The organism is Staphylothermus marinus F1, from assembly GCF_000015945.1.
GTDB lineage: Archaea > Thermoproteota > Thermoprotei_A > Sulfolobales > Desulfurococcaceae > Staphylothermus > Staphylothermus marinus.
This window is the reverse complement of sequence record NC_009033.1, coordinates 1,082,901-1,100,183: the sequence shown is the minus strand read 5'-3', so window position 1 is coordinate 1,100,183 and position 17,283 is coordinate 1,082,901. Positions and strand designations below refer to the sequence as shown.

18 protein-coding genes and 1 tRNA gene are annotated in these 17,283 nt (G+C 35.8%); 11 read left to right on the top strand and 8 right to left on the bottom strand.

The annotated features are described in order from the left end of the window. Positions 1–6: 6 nt before the first annotated feature. Together alaXM and SMAR_RS05905 are read right to left on the bottom strand one after the other, a co-directional pair. Positions 7–726 (bottom strand): alanyl-tRNA editing protein AlaXM, encoded by a 720-nt coding sequence (gene alaXM, locus SMAR_RS05910; protein ID WP_011839424.1) that lies wholly within the window; start codon positions 724–726, stop codon positions 7–9. Between the two features lie 31 nt (positions 727–757). Next, a tRNA-Gln gene (locus SMAR_RS05905) sits at positions 758–857 on the bottom strand. Positions 858–1,062: 205 nt separating this feature from the next. On the opposite strand from SMAR_RS05905, the gene SMAR_RS05900 reads away from it, so the two are divergent. After that, entirely contained in the window at positions 1,063–1,992 is a 930-nt protein-coding gene (locus SMAR_RS05900; RefSeq protein WP_011839423.1) for a transcription initiation factor IIB, read from the top strand. A 59-nt stretch (positions 1,993–2,051) separates the two neighbouring features. Here the strand turns inward: SMAR_RS05900 and yciH are convergent, their stop codons facing one another. Beyond that, positions 2,052–2,366, bottom strand: coding sequence for a translation initiation factor (gene yciH / locus SMAR_RS05895; RefSeq protein WP_052833849.1), 315 nt, complete (start codon positions 2,364–2,366; stop codon positions 2,052–2,054). Positions 2,367–2,490: 124 nt separating this feature from the next. On the opposite strand from yciH, the gene SMAR_RS05890 reads away from it, so the two are divergent. Next, positions 2,491–2,643 (top strand): TFIIB-type zinc ribbon-containing protein, encoded by a 153-nt coding sequence (locus SMAR_RS05890; RefSeq protein ID WP_011839586.1) that lies wholly within the window; start codon positions 2,491–2,493, stop codon positions 2,641–2,643. Here SMAR_RS05890 and speB read toward each other — a convergent pair. Further along, positions 2,640–3,521 carry an agmatinase gene (gene speB, locus SMAR_RS05885; RefSeq protein ID WP_011839421.1) on the bottom strand — a complete coding sequence of 294 codons (882 nt, stop codon included), beginning with the start codon at positions 3,519–3,521 and terminating at the stop codon, positions 2,640–2,642. The genes SMAR_RS05890 and speB overlap by 4 nt on opposite strands. A 105-nt stretch (positions 3,522–3,626) precedes the next feature. Here speB and glyS point away from each other — a divergent pair, with 105 nt between their 5' ends. The 3 genes from glyS (at position 3,627) to SMAR_RS05870 (ending at position 6,304) form a co-directional block, all read left to right on the top strand. Continuing rightward, positions 3,627–5,393, top strand: a complete 1,767-nt coding sequence (gene glyS / locus SMAR_RS05880; protein WP_011839420.1) for a glycine--tRNA ligase — start codon at positions 3,627–3,629, stop codon at positions 5,391–5,393. Positions 5,394–5,471: 78 nt separating this feature from the next. Beyond that, the gene (locus tag SMAR_RS05875) at positions 5,472–5,867 is read left to right on the top strand and encodes an AbrB/MazE/SpoVT family DNA-binding domain-containing protein (RefSeq protein WP_011839419.1); all 396 of its coding nucleotides are present in this window, start codon (positions 5,472–5,474) and stop codon (positions 5,865–5,867) included. Positions 5,868–5,917: 50 nt separating this feature from the next. Then, positions 5,918–6,304, top strand: coding sequence for a hypothetical protein (locus tag SMAR_RS05870; RefSeq protein WP_011839418.1), 387 nt, complete (start codon positions 5,918–5,920; stop codon positions 6,302–6,304). Between the two features lie 17 nt (positions 6,305–6,321). Here SMAR_RS05870 and SMAR_RS05865 read toward each other — a convergent pair whose 3' ends face one another. Further along, positions 6,322–7,920 (bottom strand): B12-binding domain-containing radical SAM protein, encoded by a 1,599-nt coding sequence (locus SMAR_RS05865; RefSeq protein ID WP_341871637.1) that lies wholly within the window; start codon positions 7,918–7,920, stop codon positions 6,322–6,324. A gap of 116 nt (positions 7,921–8,036) precedes the next feature. Here SMAR_RS05865 and SMAR_RS05860 point away from each other — a divergent pair, with 116 nt between their 5' ends. From SMAR_RS05860 to SMAR_RS05850, 3 genes are all read left to right on the top strand, one after another. Then, positions 8,037–8,702 (top strand): DUF47 domain-containing protein, encoded by a 666-nt coding sequence (locus SMAR_RS05860; RefSeq protein ID WP_011839416.1) that lies wholly within the window; start codon positions 8,037–8,039, stop codon positions 8,700–8,702. Beyond that, entirely contained in the window at positions 8,669–9,256 is a 588-nt protein-coding gene (endA, locus tag SMAR_RS05855) for a tRNA-intron lyase (protein ID WP_341871639.1), read from the top strand. The genes SMAR_RS05860 and endA overlap by 34 nt, the downstream gene beginning before the upstream one ends. Before the next feature lie 120 nt (positions 9,257–9,376). Further along, positions 9,377–9,772, top strand: coding sequence for a hypothetical protein (locus SMAR_RS05850; RefSeq protein WP_011839415.1), 396 nt, complete (start codon positions 9,377–9,379; stop codon positions 9,770–9,772). On the opposite strand, the gene SMAR_RS05845 is transcribed toward SMAR_RS05850, so the two are convergent. After that, a complete protein-coding gene (locus SMAR_RS05845; protein WP_011839414.1) occupies positions 9,769–10,356 on the bottom strand; it encodes a UbiX family flavin prenyltransferase in 588 nt (195 codons plus the stop codon). The two genes, SMAR_RS05850 and SMAR_RS05845, sit on opposite strands and share 4 nt — an antisense overlap. 139 nt (positions 10,357–10,495) lie before the next feature. Between SMAR_RS05845 and SMAR_RS05840 the strand changes: the two genes are divergently transcribed. Both SMAR_RS05840 and SMAR_RS05835 read left to right on the top strand, forming a co-directional pair. Further along, positions 10,496–10,786: a hypothetical protein gene (locus SMAR_RS05840; protein WP_011839413.1), complete on the top strand. Its 291-nt coding sequence runs from the start codon at positions 10,496–10,498 to the stop codon at positions 10,784–10,786. A gap of 15 nt (positions 10,787–10,801) precedes the next feature. Further along, on the top strand, positions 10,802–11,644 hold the full coding sequence (locus SMAR_RS05835; protein WP_011839412.1) for a KaiC domain-containing protein: 843 nt from the start codon (positions 10,802–10,804) through the stop codon (positions 11,642–11,644). Here the strand turns inward: SMAR_RS05835 and SMAR_RS05830 are convergent. Both SMAR_RS05830 and SMAR_RS05825 read right to left on the bottom strand, forming a co-directional pair. Beyond that, on the bottom strand, positions 11,627–14,083 hold the full coding sequence (locus SMAR_RS05830) for a tRNA(Met) cytidine acetyltransferase TmcA (RefSeq protein WP_011839411.1): 2,457 nt from the start codon (positions 14,081–14,083) through the stop codon (positions 11,627–11,629). The genes SMAR_RS05835 and SMAR_RS05830 overlap by 18 nt on opposite strands. Positions 14,084–14,104: 21 nt before the next feature. Next, complete coding sequence (locus SMAR_RS05825) at positions 14,105–16,306, bottom strand: CDC48 family AAA ATPase (protein ID WP_011839410.1); 2,202 nt, start codon at positions 16,304–16,306, stop codon at positions 14,105–14,107. 133 nt (positions 16,307–16,439) lie between these two features. On the opposite strand from SMAR_RS05825, the gene SMAR_RS05820 reads away from it, so the two are divergent. Beyond that, positions 16,440–17,195, top strand: coding sequence for a KaiC domain-containing protein (locus SMAR_RS05820; protein WP_011839409.1), 756 nt, complete (start codon positions 16,440–16,442; stop codon positions 17,193–17,195). The last annotated feature ends 88 nt before the right edge of the window (positions 17,196–17,283 follow it).

Here is a 17,283-nt window from a genome sequence, read left to right as displayed (position 1 = left end):
CTAACCTTAAGGTTTAACTGTATAGTATAACCTCTTCCTCTTTCTACCCTTATTGACAATCTTCAATGGAACAATCTCGCCGATCTCACCTGTATTCTTAACGTGGGGGCCGCCGTCAGCTTGTATATCAACACCAGGTATTTCAACTATTCTTAACATATCAATATTTGGAGGCATGCGTTTAGCTAGTTTCACAATGCCAGGTATTTTTAAGGCTTCCTCCCTTGGTAACCAATAAACCTTAACTTCAATATTGCGCTTAATAATCTGATTCGCTTTTTCAACAACATCTAGAAATAGTTCTTTATTGAATTCCTCGAGGCTATAATCGTCATAGGCGTATTCTTCGGAAATATTGCCGCCAGTAATTAATGCTCCATAATCCCTATACATAACAGAAGCCAATATATGAGCTGCTGTATGTAGTCTCATAAGCTTATATCTTCTATTCCAGTCAATAACTTGTTTAACGACATCACCCGCCTTAAGATCATGTTCTCCATCAACAATATGAACTACATCACCAATATTTTTATCAAACAAAACTTGGACAACTCTATATTCTTTGTTATCTTTAACTAATTTACCAGTATCGTGATCGACACCGCCGCTTCTAGGATGAAAAATTGTTGTATCAAACACTATCTTATTACCAATAACTTCCCTTATTGTTGCAGTATTCTCCTTTAAATACGAGTCATATTGGTACAAGAGCTTTGTAGTCATTTAGCATCACACCCATATATTGTAAATAGAATGGTAGCCGGGCGGGGATTCGAACCCCGGTCACGGGGGTTCTCCCCAGCATTTACAACTGGGCCAGAGCCCCGCATCCTTGGCCGCTAGACGACCCGGCTACTTATTTCATCATATTTGTTTAATTAATTATTCTGGGTTTTTATATTTTGATATCTAGCCGGATCCGATTTGATGATAAATTTTTAAAATAATATGTGATTAAAGTTATAAACCCCCTCATTGTCTGATTTATATAATTTATGGAAAAATTTATAAGGGTTCTAACATACCTGTTAATAGCTAAAACTATTTATGGTGAACAATATGTCTAATCCAGTAAATACTTCTCCCAAAGATAAACAAAAATGTCCAGAAGATCAAATAATTTATGATCCAGAGATGGGAGAATATATTTGTTTATTGACAGGCGAAGTAATCGAAGAAAAAGTTATTGATGATAGACCTGAGTGGAGAGCTTTTACTCCAGAAGAGAGGGAGAGAAGAAGCAGAATAGGAGGACCATTAACAAGCACTGTCCACGATAGAGGATTAGCTACCGCGATAGATTATTCAAACAAAGATGCTACAGGCAAAAGACTAGAACCACGTAGAAGACTAGAAATACAGAAGCTTCGAAGATGGCAAGCAAGATCAAGAATACAGAGCAGTATTGAGAGAAACCTAGCACAAGCAATGAACGAGCTAGACCGGTTATCAGACCAGCTCAACCTACCTAGAAATGTGAAAGAAGAAGCCGCTAGAATTTATAGAAGAGCTGTTGAAAAAGGCCTTGTACGCGGAAGAAGCATTGAAAGCGTCATAGCTGCTGCAATATATGCTGCTTGCCGAGAATTAAAAATTCCAAGAACTCTGGATGAAATAGCTAAACATACCAAGAGTAGTAGAAAAGATATCGCTAGATGCTATAGATTACTCCTCAAAGAACTCGATATAAAAGTGCAGACAAGCGATCCCATAGATTTCATACCACGAATAGCACATGCTTTAAATTTAAGCGGTAGTGTAATGAAGAAAGCAGCCGAGATCCTTCATAGAGCTAGATCATTAGGTGTTACAGCAGGAAATGATCCAGCAGGGTTAGCAGCAGCTGCAGTATATATAGCTGCGCAATTATCAGGTGAACGCAGAACGCAGAAAGAAATTGCACATGTAGCTGGGGTGACCGAGGTAACTGTAAGAAATAGATATAAAGAGCTTGCAAAAGAGTTAGGAATAGATCTTCCAACTACATAACTTAACATAAATAAATATTTTTTACTTAACTCTTCTATTTTTCTCCGCTATTGTATTGTCTAATCTATTATCATTATGTTTTCTGGTGGAAAACCAAGCTCGTTTATTAGTATATCTTTGACTCTATGTCTATGATCTCCTTGTAGCTCTATTTTACCATCTTTAACTGTTCCCCCCGTTGCAAGTTTTGACTTCAATTTTTTAGCTAATTGTTTTAATTCATTTTTAGAGCCCGTCAATCCCTCAATAACAGTTACTTCCTTACCAAATTTTCGCCTATCTAGCCTAATTTTAATTATTTGTTGTTCCCTCTCCAATTGCTCAACTAGTTCAGGAGGGAGCCCACCATATATTGATGAAAAGTCCTCCTCCATGCCTTTTTCCAACCATTCAATCTTATTATTCTTCTATACATTATTGTTTATTGGTAGTTTATAAAATTTATATTCCACTTATATGATTGAAGAAACTGTTGTATAATGCTTGTGGTGTGAGAGTATGGTTAAGTATAAATGTGCTAGGTGTGGTGCAGAATTTGATCTAGAGGAAATGATTAGTATTTATGGTAGGCAACGTGTTAGATGCCCGCATTGTGGATATGAGATAATATATAAGATTGCTCGAAGCTATCGATTAGTAAAAGCTATTTAAACCGAGCTCTTCTTCTCCATCATACCTATTATTTCAAATACTATCTTAGCCGCTAATATACTTGTAATATCATTGATATCACCTAGCGGATTAACTTCTACAATATCAAATCCAATAACTTGTCTTGCATTCCTAACTATACTCCTTATTATTTTTAAGATATCGATTGGATGTAAACCTAAGGCTTCAGGATTAGATGTTCCAGGAGCATATGCAGGGTCCACTGAGTCTATATCTATACTAATATAGACGTTTCCTAGATCACTATTTATTATTCGTTGATAATTATCGAGATTTAGTGGAGAAAGCATTGTTATATTGGATTGTTTCTGAACAAATCCTAATTCTTCTTCGCTGATTGCTCTGGCACCAAAATGAATTATAGGGATACTTGTTTCCTCAAGTATTCTGCGGAGATGAGTTGCATGATTAAACTTTGAACCTAAATAATCATTTCTCAGATCTAGGTGTGCATCGAAAACTATTAACGTATCAATAGTGTCAATTAATTCATGTATAATCGGGTATGTGATTAAGTGTTCTCCCCCTAGGAAAATATATGTTTTACCAGGATATTCTTCTCTAATTCCTCTAACAACATTCTTTATTCGATCAATATTTTCATGTATAAACCCTGGAACCATAACAATGTTACCTAAATCATTAAAACCTATTCTTTCAAGACTAAGGTTTTCAAACAGCGAATAATATTCAATATTACAAGATACCTCTCTTATCTTATTAGGAGCCATTCTGGTTCCAGGCTTATAGGTTGTTGTCGAGTCTAGGGGGATACCTACAACTATATATTTTGAATTCTCATCTCTTACACATGCAAATGCACATGTTTCCTCTAGTAAATGCCTCCATAGAGTCAACTTGGATACAGCTCCACATTAATTTATTGATAAGCATCAACAATATATTCCACATTTAGAAGATAAAACTATAGTTTAAACCAGATAAAACGAGGTATTAAAATATTGGTAAATAAACAAGTTGATAAATACCAAATACTTTTAGATCTGGGTAAGAGGAGGGGGTTATTCTGGTTATCCTACGAAATATATGGTGGAGTAGCAGGATTCTACGATTTCGGCCCTAACGGGGTATTAATCAAGAGAAACATCATTAATGAGTGGCTTAACAATCTTGTCTATAATACTGGGCTTGTTCTAGAAATCGAAACTCCAATAATTACTCCTAGAATAGTATTAAAAGCTAGTGGCCACGAAGACCACTTTACAGATCCGATCACAGAATGTACTAGATGCGGAAGAGTTTTCAGAGCGGACCATCTTATCGAAGAAGCCCTGGGAATTAGAGCAGAAGGATTATCGATGGATGAATTATGGAAACTCATTAAAGAACATAATATTAGATGCCCAGAATGTGGAGGAGAATTAACAAAGCCTAAACCAGCACTTTTATTGTTTAAAACCGAAATAGGCCCCTATAAGGGGAGCCCAGCATATCTTAGGCCTGAAACAGCGCAAGGAATGTTTGTATCGTTTAAACATGTATTAAATATTGCACGAAATAAATTACCTCTTGGAATAGCGCAGATAGGTAGAGTCGGTAGAAACGAGATTTCACCGCGTCAAGGCTTATTGCGTCTTAGAGAATTCACAATTATGGAGCTGGAATTCTTCTTTGATCCTGAAAAAGCCTTTGAAGAAACAATGAAGTATATGACGGATGAGATAAGAAATGAAAAACTAAACATTATCACCGCTGAGGACAAGTTGAGAGGAGAAGAAAAAACTAGGAAATATACAGCTATTGAATTAATTGAGAATAAAATAGTCAAGAATCCATGGATGGCTTATTGGATGGCGCTAGGAAATATCTTCCTAAGAAAACTGGGAATCTCGTCTGAAAAAATACGTTTCGACGAGAAACTTCCCGAGGAAAAAGCTCATTATTCAGAGCAAACATTCGACCAAGAAGTATATACAGAGAAGTATGGCTGGATAGAAGTAGCAGGATATAGTTATAGAACAACATATGATCTAAGCAGACATATTAAGTATTCAAAAGCTGACCTTACATATTTCAAAAAATACGATAAACCAATCAAGAAAAAAATTGTTAAGATTGTTCCTAACCCCAAGAAAATAAGAGAAATAGTGGGAAAAGATATTGGAACTGTTATGAAAAAACTCAATGAAATACCTGCTGAAAAAATACTGGAAGAGCTTAATAAGAACAATTATGTGGAAATCAGCAATTATAAACTTAGTCGCGAATGCTTCATAATAAGTGAGAAAGAAGAAACTATTCATGGAGAAAAAATAATACCCCACGTTGTAGAGCCCTCGTTTGGTTTGGAGAGAATATTTTATGTTGTCTTAGAGAATTCTATAAGTATTGCAAGAGATGGAAGAATAGTTCTTAAATTACCTCCAAGAATAGCTCCATATAAAGTAGCTGTTTTCCCATTAGTTACAGGTAATAAGCCTGAACATAAAAAAATGGTTTCAATAGCTAGACAGGTATATAGGGCCTTATTAGAGAACAACATACTAGCTTACTATGATGAAGAAGGAAGCATTGGTCGAAGATACGCTAGAGCCGATGAAATAGGTATACCATATGCTATAACAATTGATTACCAAACATTAGAAGATGAAACGGTTACACTAAGAGATAGAGATTCAAGGGAACAGATAAGACTACATATTCAAGAACTACACGATAAACTAATAAGTCTGCTCGGATTGAAAAAAGAGTTTAACATAGAGTTTTAAACTATTAATTTATAATCCCTTATCAATACGATATATATGGAGACACCTTGACTAGCTAATAGCTGAAAGGTGCATACTATGTATCCCGAAGAAAAAGAAACCACACCAACGCAAAGCGCAAATGAAGAAAAAAGCGAACCCGCTAAAAAAGTAGATGTTAAAAAACTCGTATCAATAATACCCCCAGCATCTGAGCTTAGAAGAAAACAGAAAATATTACGTGAAAAAAGAATAAGGATAAAATATGATGATTCACTTCCAGAAAACACGGCCAAAGTACCCAAAGACCTCGCCGAAGCACTTGGAATAAAAGAAGGCGATACAATAGAAATTGTTATTGCTGGTAAAAAGAAATTCTTGTTTAAAGCAATAATAATAGAGGAGGCCGGGACAAACCTAGTGTATTGTTACCCAGAAGAACTACGAGAAAAAGGCGTAGCAGATAATAGTATTGCAACTCTAAGAAAACATTAGTTATACAACCAAATATATAATAACAAGTTTCTACATGGACGGTATGAGTCATGAATGAACACATATATGATTACTTATCAAATCTCAGAGACCTAGTAAACAAGTATGAAGAACTAATAGATAAGTTAAAATATGTAAAGAATGCTTCAAATAGTGATCCTGAAAAAGTAGATAGAATAATACCAGAGATCAAAGGGATCATTGAAAAAACAACAATACTGCTTTCCCAACACGAAGATATTATGACAATAAATAGTGATGTTGATGAAAATACACAACAATATTTAAAAACATATTATAACTACTTGAAATTAGTCAGTATTCCATACACATATGATCTACTAAACGAATTAAAACAAGCCCTCATAAAAAATAACTATTTCAAGAAAGCAATAAAACTAGATACATTAATTAAAACAATGAGTCAACTAACCTGAGAAGAATTAGAGAACACTTAACAAGTAAGTATTCTAATAAATTTCCCCCATAAAAATCGAGGTGCTACATCATATATTTCAACCAATGCTTCACACCCTGAAAATCCTGGACTCGTTAATCCTTTTACAAAAACTGTTGGGCCATGATTAATTGGATAACCATAATATTTGCCGTTGCTGTGAAGCAGTAGTACATGTATTTTTCTCCCAATAAAGCTTGTTTTCGTCAATAAATTATATTTTTCAACTTTTTTCTTGATCAAACTGATTATTCTACTATATTGTTTAATATCTGGTTTTAGATTTTGGAAAGCAGTTCCAGGTAATGGAACAAACTTGTACAGAGTAATTTTCTCCACACCTAGACTAGATAATTTACTTATTACCCGAAGAGTTTTTCTATAAACTTTCTCATTTGCTAATGGTAATCCGTACATTAAGTATACATAAGGTCTTAAACCATTAGCTTTCAATAACTTTACTGCTTTATAGACGTGTTCAACACTTATAGGTTTTCCGAGAACTAAGGAATTATATTTTGAATCACCGGTTTCTAAACCTATATGTATAGTTGTACCAGACAGGTATTTTCCAAGAATCTTAGCTAGATCTTCTGTGACTAGACATGCTTTTATGTTTTCAATAAATATCCTCACACTTTTATTTCTCACTCTATCTATCTCGAAAAGACTAGATAGAAGTGCTTCGATCATTTCTATATTCGGCTTCGGATGACAGGGATCAGTTAATGGTTTTGGTTTAACTAGTAAGTCTCTACCATAATCCAAGAAGTCAGGAGCACTTAGAACAATTCTCTTAGCACCATGTCCTACTAATTCATTGATCTCCTCAACTATGCTATCAATACTTCTGCTACGAGCTGGTCCAAACATGTAAGGTACACTGCAGAATCCGCATCCAGGAGGAATATTTGCTGGACAATACATTCTTTTATCGAGATCCCCTTTTCTACATATGAAGCATTTTATACAGTTTAATCCATCGATTCCACTAATAATGGGTCTGAAGTAATTACTGCATCCCCGTACTACTTCAACATAGTACCTATACACTTTATGATCAGGATAGGATTTTTCTATTTCTACCCAAGGCTTATTTTTAGATATTATTTCTGCAGGCGTATATATGTGTGGCGAGGTAACTTTGATTTCTCCATTTTCATCCTTAAAAGCTACTGCTGGTACATTGCCGACTTTTTCCCCAGAGATAATATTATCGAGGAGCTTAGGCAAAGGTATCTCGGCTTCACCTATTAATACATAGTTTATTCTCGGATTATTCTTTAGTAATTCCTTATATTCAAAACTTATTGGTCCTCCCACGATTATTTTGCCTTTATAATTAATATTTTCTATCAAATTAAGCAATTTAGATAACGCGCCTTTATCGCTTGACATTGCCGAGATCAATATTGTTTCATAATTTCTTAGTAGTTCAGGCTTGTTAATAACTAGTTCATAAGCTTTTAGATCGGTTTTAAACCCAGCATTCTTTATAATACCAGCTACTACTCTAGGACCAGCACCAACCACGTCAAACGTACTATACCTGCTACCACTAGCTCTAGCTAATGCATCAATAACTAGAACCTTCATTGTTAGCATCCGAAACTATTTCTTAAACCATATTTTTAGATATTGTTTAAAACTAATGATAATAAGTATCCCTTAAATACCTCTACCCATTTATAGATATTCAAAGGGAGATTAAAATGGCTGAATACGAGCAGGATACATTAGCAGAGATGCATATATACGAAAACATGGTTAATCTGCTCAACCAAGCAGATGATGTTATTAAGGCATTTACAGATGTTTTATCGAATCTTTTATCAGATCAAGAATTTGACAAATTATATAACAAGATACAAGCACCAAAGATACGTGTTGAGGAAAATAGACTTATGTTAATGGAGTATCTTATAAGGCTTGGAGAGACCTTACCTAATAGGCAAAACTATATATCGATTGCTCTTGGTATAGATAGGCTTGTCCAACTATTAGATGGCGCATCATATAGATTAACTCTTTTAAGAATAAAGGGGTACAGAATAGATCAGAGCATCTATAATCAACTAAAAGAACTAGCATCCACAGTAGTAGCACAATATCATAGCTTAAATGAGGGGTTAAACAAGCTTAAAACTGATCCCAAGAAAACCATGATGCATGTAAGAGAAATATCCCGTTTAGAGAATAAAGCAGATGAACTATATAGAAACTTAACTTTCACAATATACACTAAATATGAGAACAAAATTGTGCCATTAATGGTATTAAAAGATGCAATTGATTTTCTAGAAAACGCTGCAGATTTGTTAAAGGCCTTAGGTGAAGAGCTACGATTTCTAGCACTACACAGAATACTAATAACATAGCAAATATTGAGACAGGAACCTGTAAAGGCTATCTCCTCTATAATCGTGTAATTATTCCCGAATATAATTGTGCAAACAAAATATATTGGGACGGCTATTATGGTACATTTTTAGGAATACAAAAGCCTAGAGATAAGAATATTCAGGCACCACTGGAATTATCCATTATTGAAGCACTATATTTACTCGAGAAAAGAAACCTTAACATCTACATGGGAAACAAGAAAGTAGAAAAAAATGAGCTATACACTATAGGAAACAATTATATTGAAAGATTTAAGGAGTTATACATTGTTTACAAGGATCTAAGGGATCGCGGATTTATTGTAAGACGAGGACTAAAATTCGGTTGTGATTATCTAGTCTACAGGTTTGGTCCAGGAATAGATCATGCTCCTTTCGGTGTCGAAGTCTTTTCATTAAGCGAAAAATATGATCCAATAGACATTGTTAGAATAGGTCGCCTCCTACATTCTGTGAGAAAAAAACTGATAATAGCAATAGTTAGTGATGAAGAAATAAAGTACGTATTGTTATCTTGGTGGAAACCATAAGAAAATATATAAGACGTTATGGTAATATAGACTCTAGAAGTTCGTTATTAACGTCTTGTATAAATCAGAAACCCGGAAAATAGAAAAAACTAATGGAAACGATGTGGAGCTGATTAACCCTTGAATAAGCGTCCATTTAATAAATCCTATCCTAGCCGAGGACCATACCGACCTTTCAAGCATGATAGAAGTAGACCTGTACAAAGAAGAGCTTATCCGATGCCTATAGGTGACAAGTGCAATCCATTATGTCCATTCTTTGTATGTACAAGGAAAGCATTAGTAATAGTGACAAAATCCTATAGAGGTAAGATCAGAAAGGTAGCTTTCTGCAGACTAACCGGTAGCGAATGTATTGGTGCAGAGTGCAAATTTTCAGGTTGCAGAATCAATGCACAATTACCTGACGGTAGATGTGCTAAGGCTTTAGAGAAAAGATCACGATCAACAACGGATGAAGAACTCTTCCGCGAAATGAAAGAGATCGAGGACTACGATGTAGAAGATTTCCTCTAGCACGACATCCATCGACAGTATAAGTCATGAGGAATTCCTAGGGAATCAAATACTTTTCCAACAATAAACAATATTATATCATCTATTGTTTGGGGCTTCGAATAAAATGCAGGGCTAGCTGGTAAAATTACTGCTCCACCCATAGATAACATGTATAAGTTCCTCAGATCCATAGTTGATAAAGGAGTTTCCCGGAAAACAATAATTAATTTTCTGTGTAACCTCATTATTGAAGCAGCCGTTCTCAGCAACAAGTTGTCCTGAATACTAGCAGCTAGTTTAGCTACAGTATTCATCGAAGCAGGAATTATCACCATATCTGAATGGGCTAAGTTGCTACTACTTGATAATGGTGAAAACCAATCTTTTTCTCCATAAATCTTCTCTACACAATTATTTTTTCTTAAATAATCAATTATATCATCAATTCCTTCCTCTACCCTAGCCACTAGCTTAGCGTTATCTGTTACTATAACATCTACTTCACTATATTTTCTTTTCATAAGCGAACACATATCTAGTAATTTAAGGGCGTATCTGATTCCGCTGGCACCAGATATTCCAACTATAATTCTATTATTCAATTAAAATCACCATATAAGCGGATCAGGCCTGCGCGGGCTCATCATAATGTTTTCAGCCCTTTCGAGCCTCAGCATCTCCATTATAATAATGGTTTTAACGATTTTATTAAATCTTTGAAGAAACAGGTGATAAATAAAAATGTATACGAGATGGGTGAATCCAAGAAAGCTTGACGAACTAGTTTTTAAACTAAGAGAAAACAATATCTTTGCTAGTAGGCACTCCTATAGCTATAGGCTGTTATATAATGGTAAAATGATTGCAGGAATACATCTTTATCCAGGATATAAAGAAGTTGTTCTCAGAATATACATGTCTAATATCGAATATGCTGAACCAGTATTAGAGCTTATTAAGAATATTATTCGAAAAATTTTCCCAGATTATAAGCTAAATATACACTATATTAAGCCCTTAATAAAAGAATAATCTCGGGGAGAATATTTGAGTCAACTAAGTATTGAGAGAATTCCCACAGGTGTTAAAGGGCTAGATGAGATTTTACGCGGAGGTATTCCGCGAGGTTTTGTTGTAGCAGTTGTCGGGGAGCCTGGAACAGGGAAAACTGTGTTCTGCATACATTTCATTGGTAAAGGCTTAGAAATGGGTGATAAGGGGATATATGTAACAACTGAAGAGAGCCGTGAAAGTATTATTAGACAAGCCGCTATGTTCAACATTGATCTCAGAAAATACCTTGATGAAGGAAATCTAGTTATAATTGATGCTTTAATGGAGGAAAGAGGTGATCCCTGGAGTCTTAGAGAGTTAGATATAGAAGAGCTATTATCTAAGATTATAGAGGCCAAGAAATATCTTGGTTATGGCCATGCTAGACTAGTAATTGATTCCATGAGTGCATTCTGGCTGGATAAACCAGCAATGGCTAGAAAGTATAGCTACATTGTTAAAAGAAGACTTGCTAGATGGAACATGACTATTCTCTTAACAAGTCAATATGCTGTCACAACAAGTCTAGGTTTCGGTTTCGGTGTTGAACACGTAGCAGATGGAATCATTAGATTTAGAAAATCCGTTCTCGGAGGAGAACTTAAACGATTTCTAGTAGTCGAGAAAATGAGGCAAACAGATCATGATAAGCGAGTTTTTCTGATAGATATAGTGAATGAAAAGGGATTAGTTGTTTTAGGACCTTATAATATCAGTCGAGGCGAAATATCTCTACCATTTAGTGTTTTAGCAAAAATGTTATCAGCCGAGTTGAAAAAAGAGACCGAACTAATGAGTGGAGATTTAGAGGGGTCTGATTTAGAAAATAATCTTTAAATCATAATCTAATTTCTCAACTCCTGGTTCATGTATTTCGGGATCTTTTCTCGTTAAAGCTCTAAAATATTTACACGCTATATCCCGTGCAAATTTGTGAAGTTCTTTCAAATGTAATCTAAGCTCACTTTTTAACTCTTCCCAAGTCTTTCCTTGAAGAGCTTTTCCAATCAATATAGCTTCTTTTATTCTTGATAGCTCAACTCTTTTATCCTTGGATAATAACCAGTGCAACTTAGCTAGTTTGTGCATGATATCAGCTGCTGCTTCAAACGTCATTGGGCCCATACAGTAAATCCATAAACGATCTATTTGAACAGGCGAGAATATATTGTTTGGAACTTCGCTAATTAGTGAATCACCATAGTCGAGCAATTGCATAGCAACGCTTATCTCCATGTCTCTATAAACGATTGGAAGTGAATCTAGGAGTTTAAGCCTGAATTCCTTATTTGCCTTTAACACGTATTCCTCGGTTTTTTTATTCAGCGGTTTTATGACGAGTAATGTATATTCCCCGCTAACAGGGTTTCTATCTGGGCTTATATGTAATGGGTAGAAGCCGTTTTTAAGCCAGAATCTTAATAATTCATAGTTTACTCCAAAACCTGCTGCAACCCAGTCTAACCCCTTACTAATAGCTTCTTCAGACAATTTACTTAATGCCCAACTACCAATACCTCTTCCTTGAACTTGTGGATGTGTCGCTATCCTCACAATACGCCATCCAAATAGTTCTGCAAATCCCTTATATCTAAGATGCTTCAGGAATCTATCAGGAATTATATTACCGGGTATTCTACCACCCTTTAATAATTCACTAGCTGTATCCTTATCTATTCTGCCTTCATAAGCTATTTGTAAAGCACATACTATTTTCCCGCTACGTGTCTTTACTGCTCTTACGATATGATGTGGTGCATCAGCAATCATACCAAGATCGTCGGGTTCGTTCCGATAATGTGCTAATACATATATTCCAAATAACTGTCTTAACTCCTCTTCTCCTTTTTCACTAAACAAGTAACGAGGATCGTATTCTACATAGATAAGGTTCTTTTCTTCAATATCCTTTACGTCCTCACTTGTTAATTCTGCTGGTTCAGCATCTAGTAGAAGGGTTTTAAACTGCCATTCCTCTATTGGATCGTTGATAGAGTAACGTATAGGTTCTGTCATTTCATACTCGATTAGCTGTGTGTTTTTATCATTCCGTATTTTAGTGAGAAACCTAACAGAGAATCCTCTACCTGCTCCTTCGTATCCATGTATAGTAGTTGAAAAAACTAATCGATTATGACTCATCCATATTTTATGGAGCATTGGAACATGTATTCCAGCGGCCTCATCAACTATTACAATATCTCCTCTAATTCTAGGAATATTGATTGGTTCCCAATATTCAATACTGAATTTTTCGCCTCTAAGCTCAATCACGTTACCTTCTCTCTTGATAACTTCGTATTTATAGCCTAGTGCATCTAATACTTTTCTAGCAAGCATCATTAAGGACTGAACATTACTTGGACTAGGAGCTGTTACCAGTATTCTAGGTTTTGGTTTTACCTTTCTCAGAACATGTATTAATCCTACAGAACCAATTCCTACAGCACATGATTTTCCTCTGCCACGATCAGCTGTTATAACTATGACTTTTTTCTTGCCCTTACGTGGTTTCTCATATAGTTGCTCCATCAACTTAATTACTTCGACTTGATCACGTGTTAATGCAAATTCATAGACGCGTCTAGGGAAAAGAGTGTTTTGAGGTATCTGTATTTTCTCCTCGGATGATTTGATTTCTCTTTTTAACTCTATTTTCTTGATAATACGTTTGTTATCTGCATCATATATGCCTATAGAATCATGTTTCAAAAGCTTGGATTTAACCCATTTTATAAATATGTGTCTTGGCTCTGGAAATTGTGGAACAGTTATGTTTCGTTTAAATATAGTCATATAGGTATCCCATTGATCCCATGGAGGAGTTAGTAGAATAATTAATCCGCCACCCTCTACTATACCAACTAATCGACCAAGATCATTAGGTTTAAGATCTTTAGTTAAGTCCATGATTAGGAATGAAAATGTTGATCCTAGATATCGTTCACTACGCTCATAGACTGCGTATTGAAACTCAGTATATTTAATATTGAGATTTCTATTAAATACTTCTTTCAATAGAACTGCATCGTCAAACTCGTCGTGATAAACATATAGTCCAGAATACTTTTTCTTATCATAACGATGTCTTTGTCTCTCATAGTATTGTATAGCTTTTGCAGCTAGTAAACCCATGAAAACGGGGTCACTACCTGATATGACCATTAATGTTCTGAATCTTCCCTTAACAATATCTTTTATTACCTTACCATATAGTCTAAGGAATCGTTGAAAAGAATATGGTATAGTATAGTCTTCACCGCTTTCTATCCGCAATAATTATTTCACCTAAGCTCTCTAGACCCTATATGGTAGTCCGCCCATTCTCTTGAGTTCTTTAGCCATTCTCTCATATCTTTCCATATCAGTTCTTGTCAGGCTTGGAGGTACGTGTTTCAATGCTTCTAAGAAGTGCTTCATTTCAACAGGTCTTACTTTGAATTCCTCTCTTAAAGCAAGTATTGCTGCTTCTCTACAAACCGCAGCTATATCTGCCCCAGTATAGCCTTCAGTTCTTCTAGCTAGTTCTTCTAAGTCTACATCGGGTGCCAGAGGCATTTTCTTCGTGTGTACTTTGAATATTTCTATTCTCGCTTTAAAGTCTGGTGGTGGCACATATATTAATCTATCAAATCTTCCCGGTCTAAGCAGTGCTGGATCGAGAATGTCTGGTCTATTAGTTGCAGCTATAACTACTACTTTTCTAAGAGGCTCTATTCCATCAAGCTCTGTTAATAATTGATTCACAATACGATCTGTGACTCCACTTGTATCATGCCTATAACCACGGGCAGGCGCGATCGAATCTATTTCATCAAAGAACACAACGGCGGGAGCAACTTGTCTTGCTCTCCTAAATATTTGTCTAATTGCTTTTTCTGATTCTCCTACCCATTTGCTTAGTATTTCTGGTCCTCTTACTGCTATGAAGTTTGCACCACTCTCAGTGGCAACAGCTTTAGCTAATAATGTCTTACCAGTACCTGGCGGTCCAAACAATAGTATTCCCTTAGGCGGCTCAATACCCATTTGTTCAAATACTTCGGGATGCTTCATAGGCCACTCAACAGCTTCTCTTAACTGTTGCTTCACATCTTCAAGGCCTCCAATATCGCTCCATCTAACCTCTGGGACTTCAACATATATTTCCCTGATAAGTGTTGGTTGCACATATTTCATTGCTTCAAGGAAGTCAGACATTTTAACTTTCAGATCTCTTAGTTTCTCTGCTGGAATAGGTTGTGTTAGATCTATTTTGCCTTCTTTAATGAATCTTCTTAGTGCAGCCATTGCTGCTTCTTTAACTAGTGCAGCTAAATCTGCTCCTGTATATCCATGAGTCATTTCAGCAATCTTATCTAGATCAACATCTTCCTCTAAGGGCATGTTACGTGTGTGAACAGCAAGTATTTCTCTTCTAGCACGCTTATCTGGTGGTGGAATCTCTATTTCTCTATCAAATCTTCCGGGTCTACGGAGTGCTGGGTCTAATGCGTCAGGTCTATTAGTTGCTCCAATCACTATTACTTTTCCACGTTCTTTCAAACCATCCATTAATGCTAGAAGTTGTGCTACAACTCTTTTTTCCACTTCGCCAGTAACTTCTTCCCTCTTAGGAGCAATACTGTCTATTTCATCTATGAATATTATTGCTGGAGCGTTTCTCTCAGCTTCTTCAAATATTTCTCTAAGCCTCTGCTCTGATTCACCATAGAACTTACTCATTATCTCAGGACCATTTATCGCTGTAAAGTATGCTCCAATCTCGTTAGCTAAGGCTTTAGCTAATAATGTCTTACCAGTACCTGGTGGACCATACAGTAAGATACCCTTTGGAGGCTCTATACCTAAATGTTTGAATAGTTCGGGATGTTTTAATGGTAATTCAACTATTTCCCTTATCTTTTGCTTAGCTTCCTCAAGATCACCTATGTCTTCCCAAGTTACTTTAGGTATCATCCTAGCTCTTTCAATAACTTCCTCCTTAACAGGTTCGCTACGTATCTGTATCTCTGTTTCATCAGTCACATATACTCTGTATCCAGGCTGTGTTGCTATAACGACAAATTTTAGGCTCATACCAAATATCGGGATTTCTATTTCCTCACCTCTGCTAAGTGGTTTTCTAATTAAGAATTGACGAACATATTCAACGAAATCTGGACCGAAACGTATAGGTTCTGTTGGTGCTAGAACTACTTTAGTTGCCGGCTCAACACTTGTTTTCTTAACACTAACTATGTCTCCAACACTAGCTCCAATAGCTCTACGTAAATATCCATCCATACGTATTATGTCTTTACCTTCATCTTCAGGATAAGCCGGCCAAACCTGCGCAATAATGCTTCCTCGAGGACCAATGATTTCCACGAAATCTCCTGTAACAACTCCTATCCTGGCCATATCTGTTCTACTGATCCTGACAATCTTTCTCCCAACATCTCTTTGTCTTGCTTCTGCTACTCTAAGTCTTATCTCTCTATTATTATTTCTAGGCATAACCGTCACCTCAAAGGCATAGTTCTGGAAACAACATATAACATTTCTCCCTATTATATAATGCTACATAAATTGATATTAGTATTCATAAACAATATTATTATTTGAATAAACTCCATTTGAGGTGAAGGTTATGGTGGAAAGAGTAAAAACAGGTATTCCAGGATTCGATGAAATAGTTAATGGTGGAATTCCAAAAAGAAACGTTGTATTATTAAGCGGAGGCCCTGGAACTGGTAAATCAATTTTCGGTACACAATATTTATGGAACGGTCTTCAAATGGGTGAGCCTGGAGTATTTGTAGCATTAGAAGAACATCCAGTACAGGTAAGAATTAATATGAGACAGTTTGGATGGGATGTAAGACCATATGAGCAACAAGGAGTATTTGCGATTGTTGATGCTTTTACGGGAGGAATAGGTGAAGCAGCTAAAAGGGAGAAATATGTGGTAAGAGACCCTACCGACGTTGGCGAGTTAATAGATGTTTTAAAACAAGCTATTAGAGATGTAGGAGCTTTGAGAGTAGTTATAGACTCGGTTTCAACACTTTACTTAACAAAACCTGCAGTTGCAAGAGGCGTAGTGTTGCAATTAAAGAGGGTATTATCAGGACTTGGTACTACATCTATTCTTGTATCGCAAGTATCGGTTACCGAGCGCGGATTTGGTGGACCAGGTGTAGAGCATGCAGCTGATGGTATAGTAAGGCTTGATCTAGATGAATATAATGGTGAACTTGTAAGAAGTATTATTGTCTGGAAAATGAGAGGTACAAAACATAGTATGAGAAGACATCCTTTCGAAATAACAGATAAAGGAATAATTATTCATCACGACAAAGTCGTTAGAATTAAAGGTGGAACAGCTTATATTGAAGGAGCCTAGCATTCTTTTTTAAAACTTTAAAAACCTCTCGTTTTTAAGATACATTTATAATTACTTGATTTTCTAAAACTTTAAACATGGTTGGGTA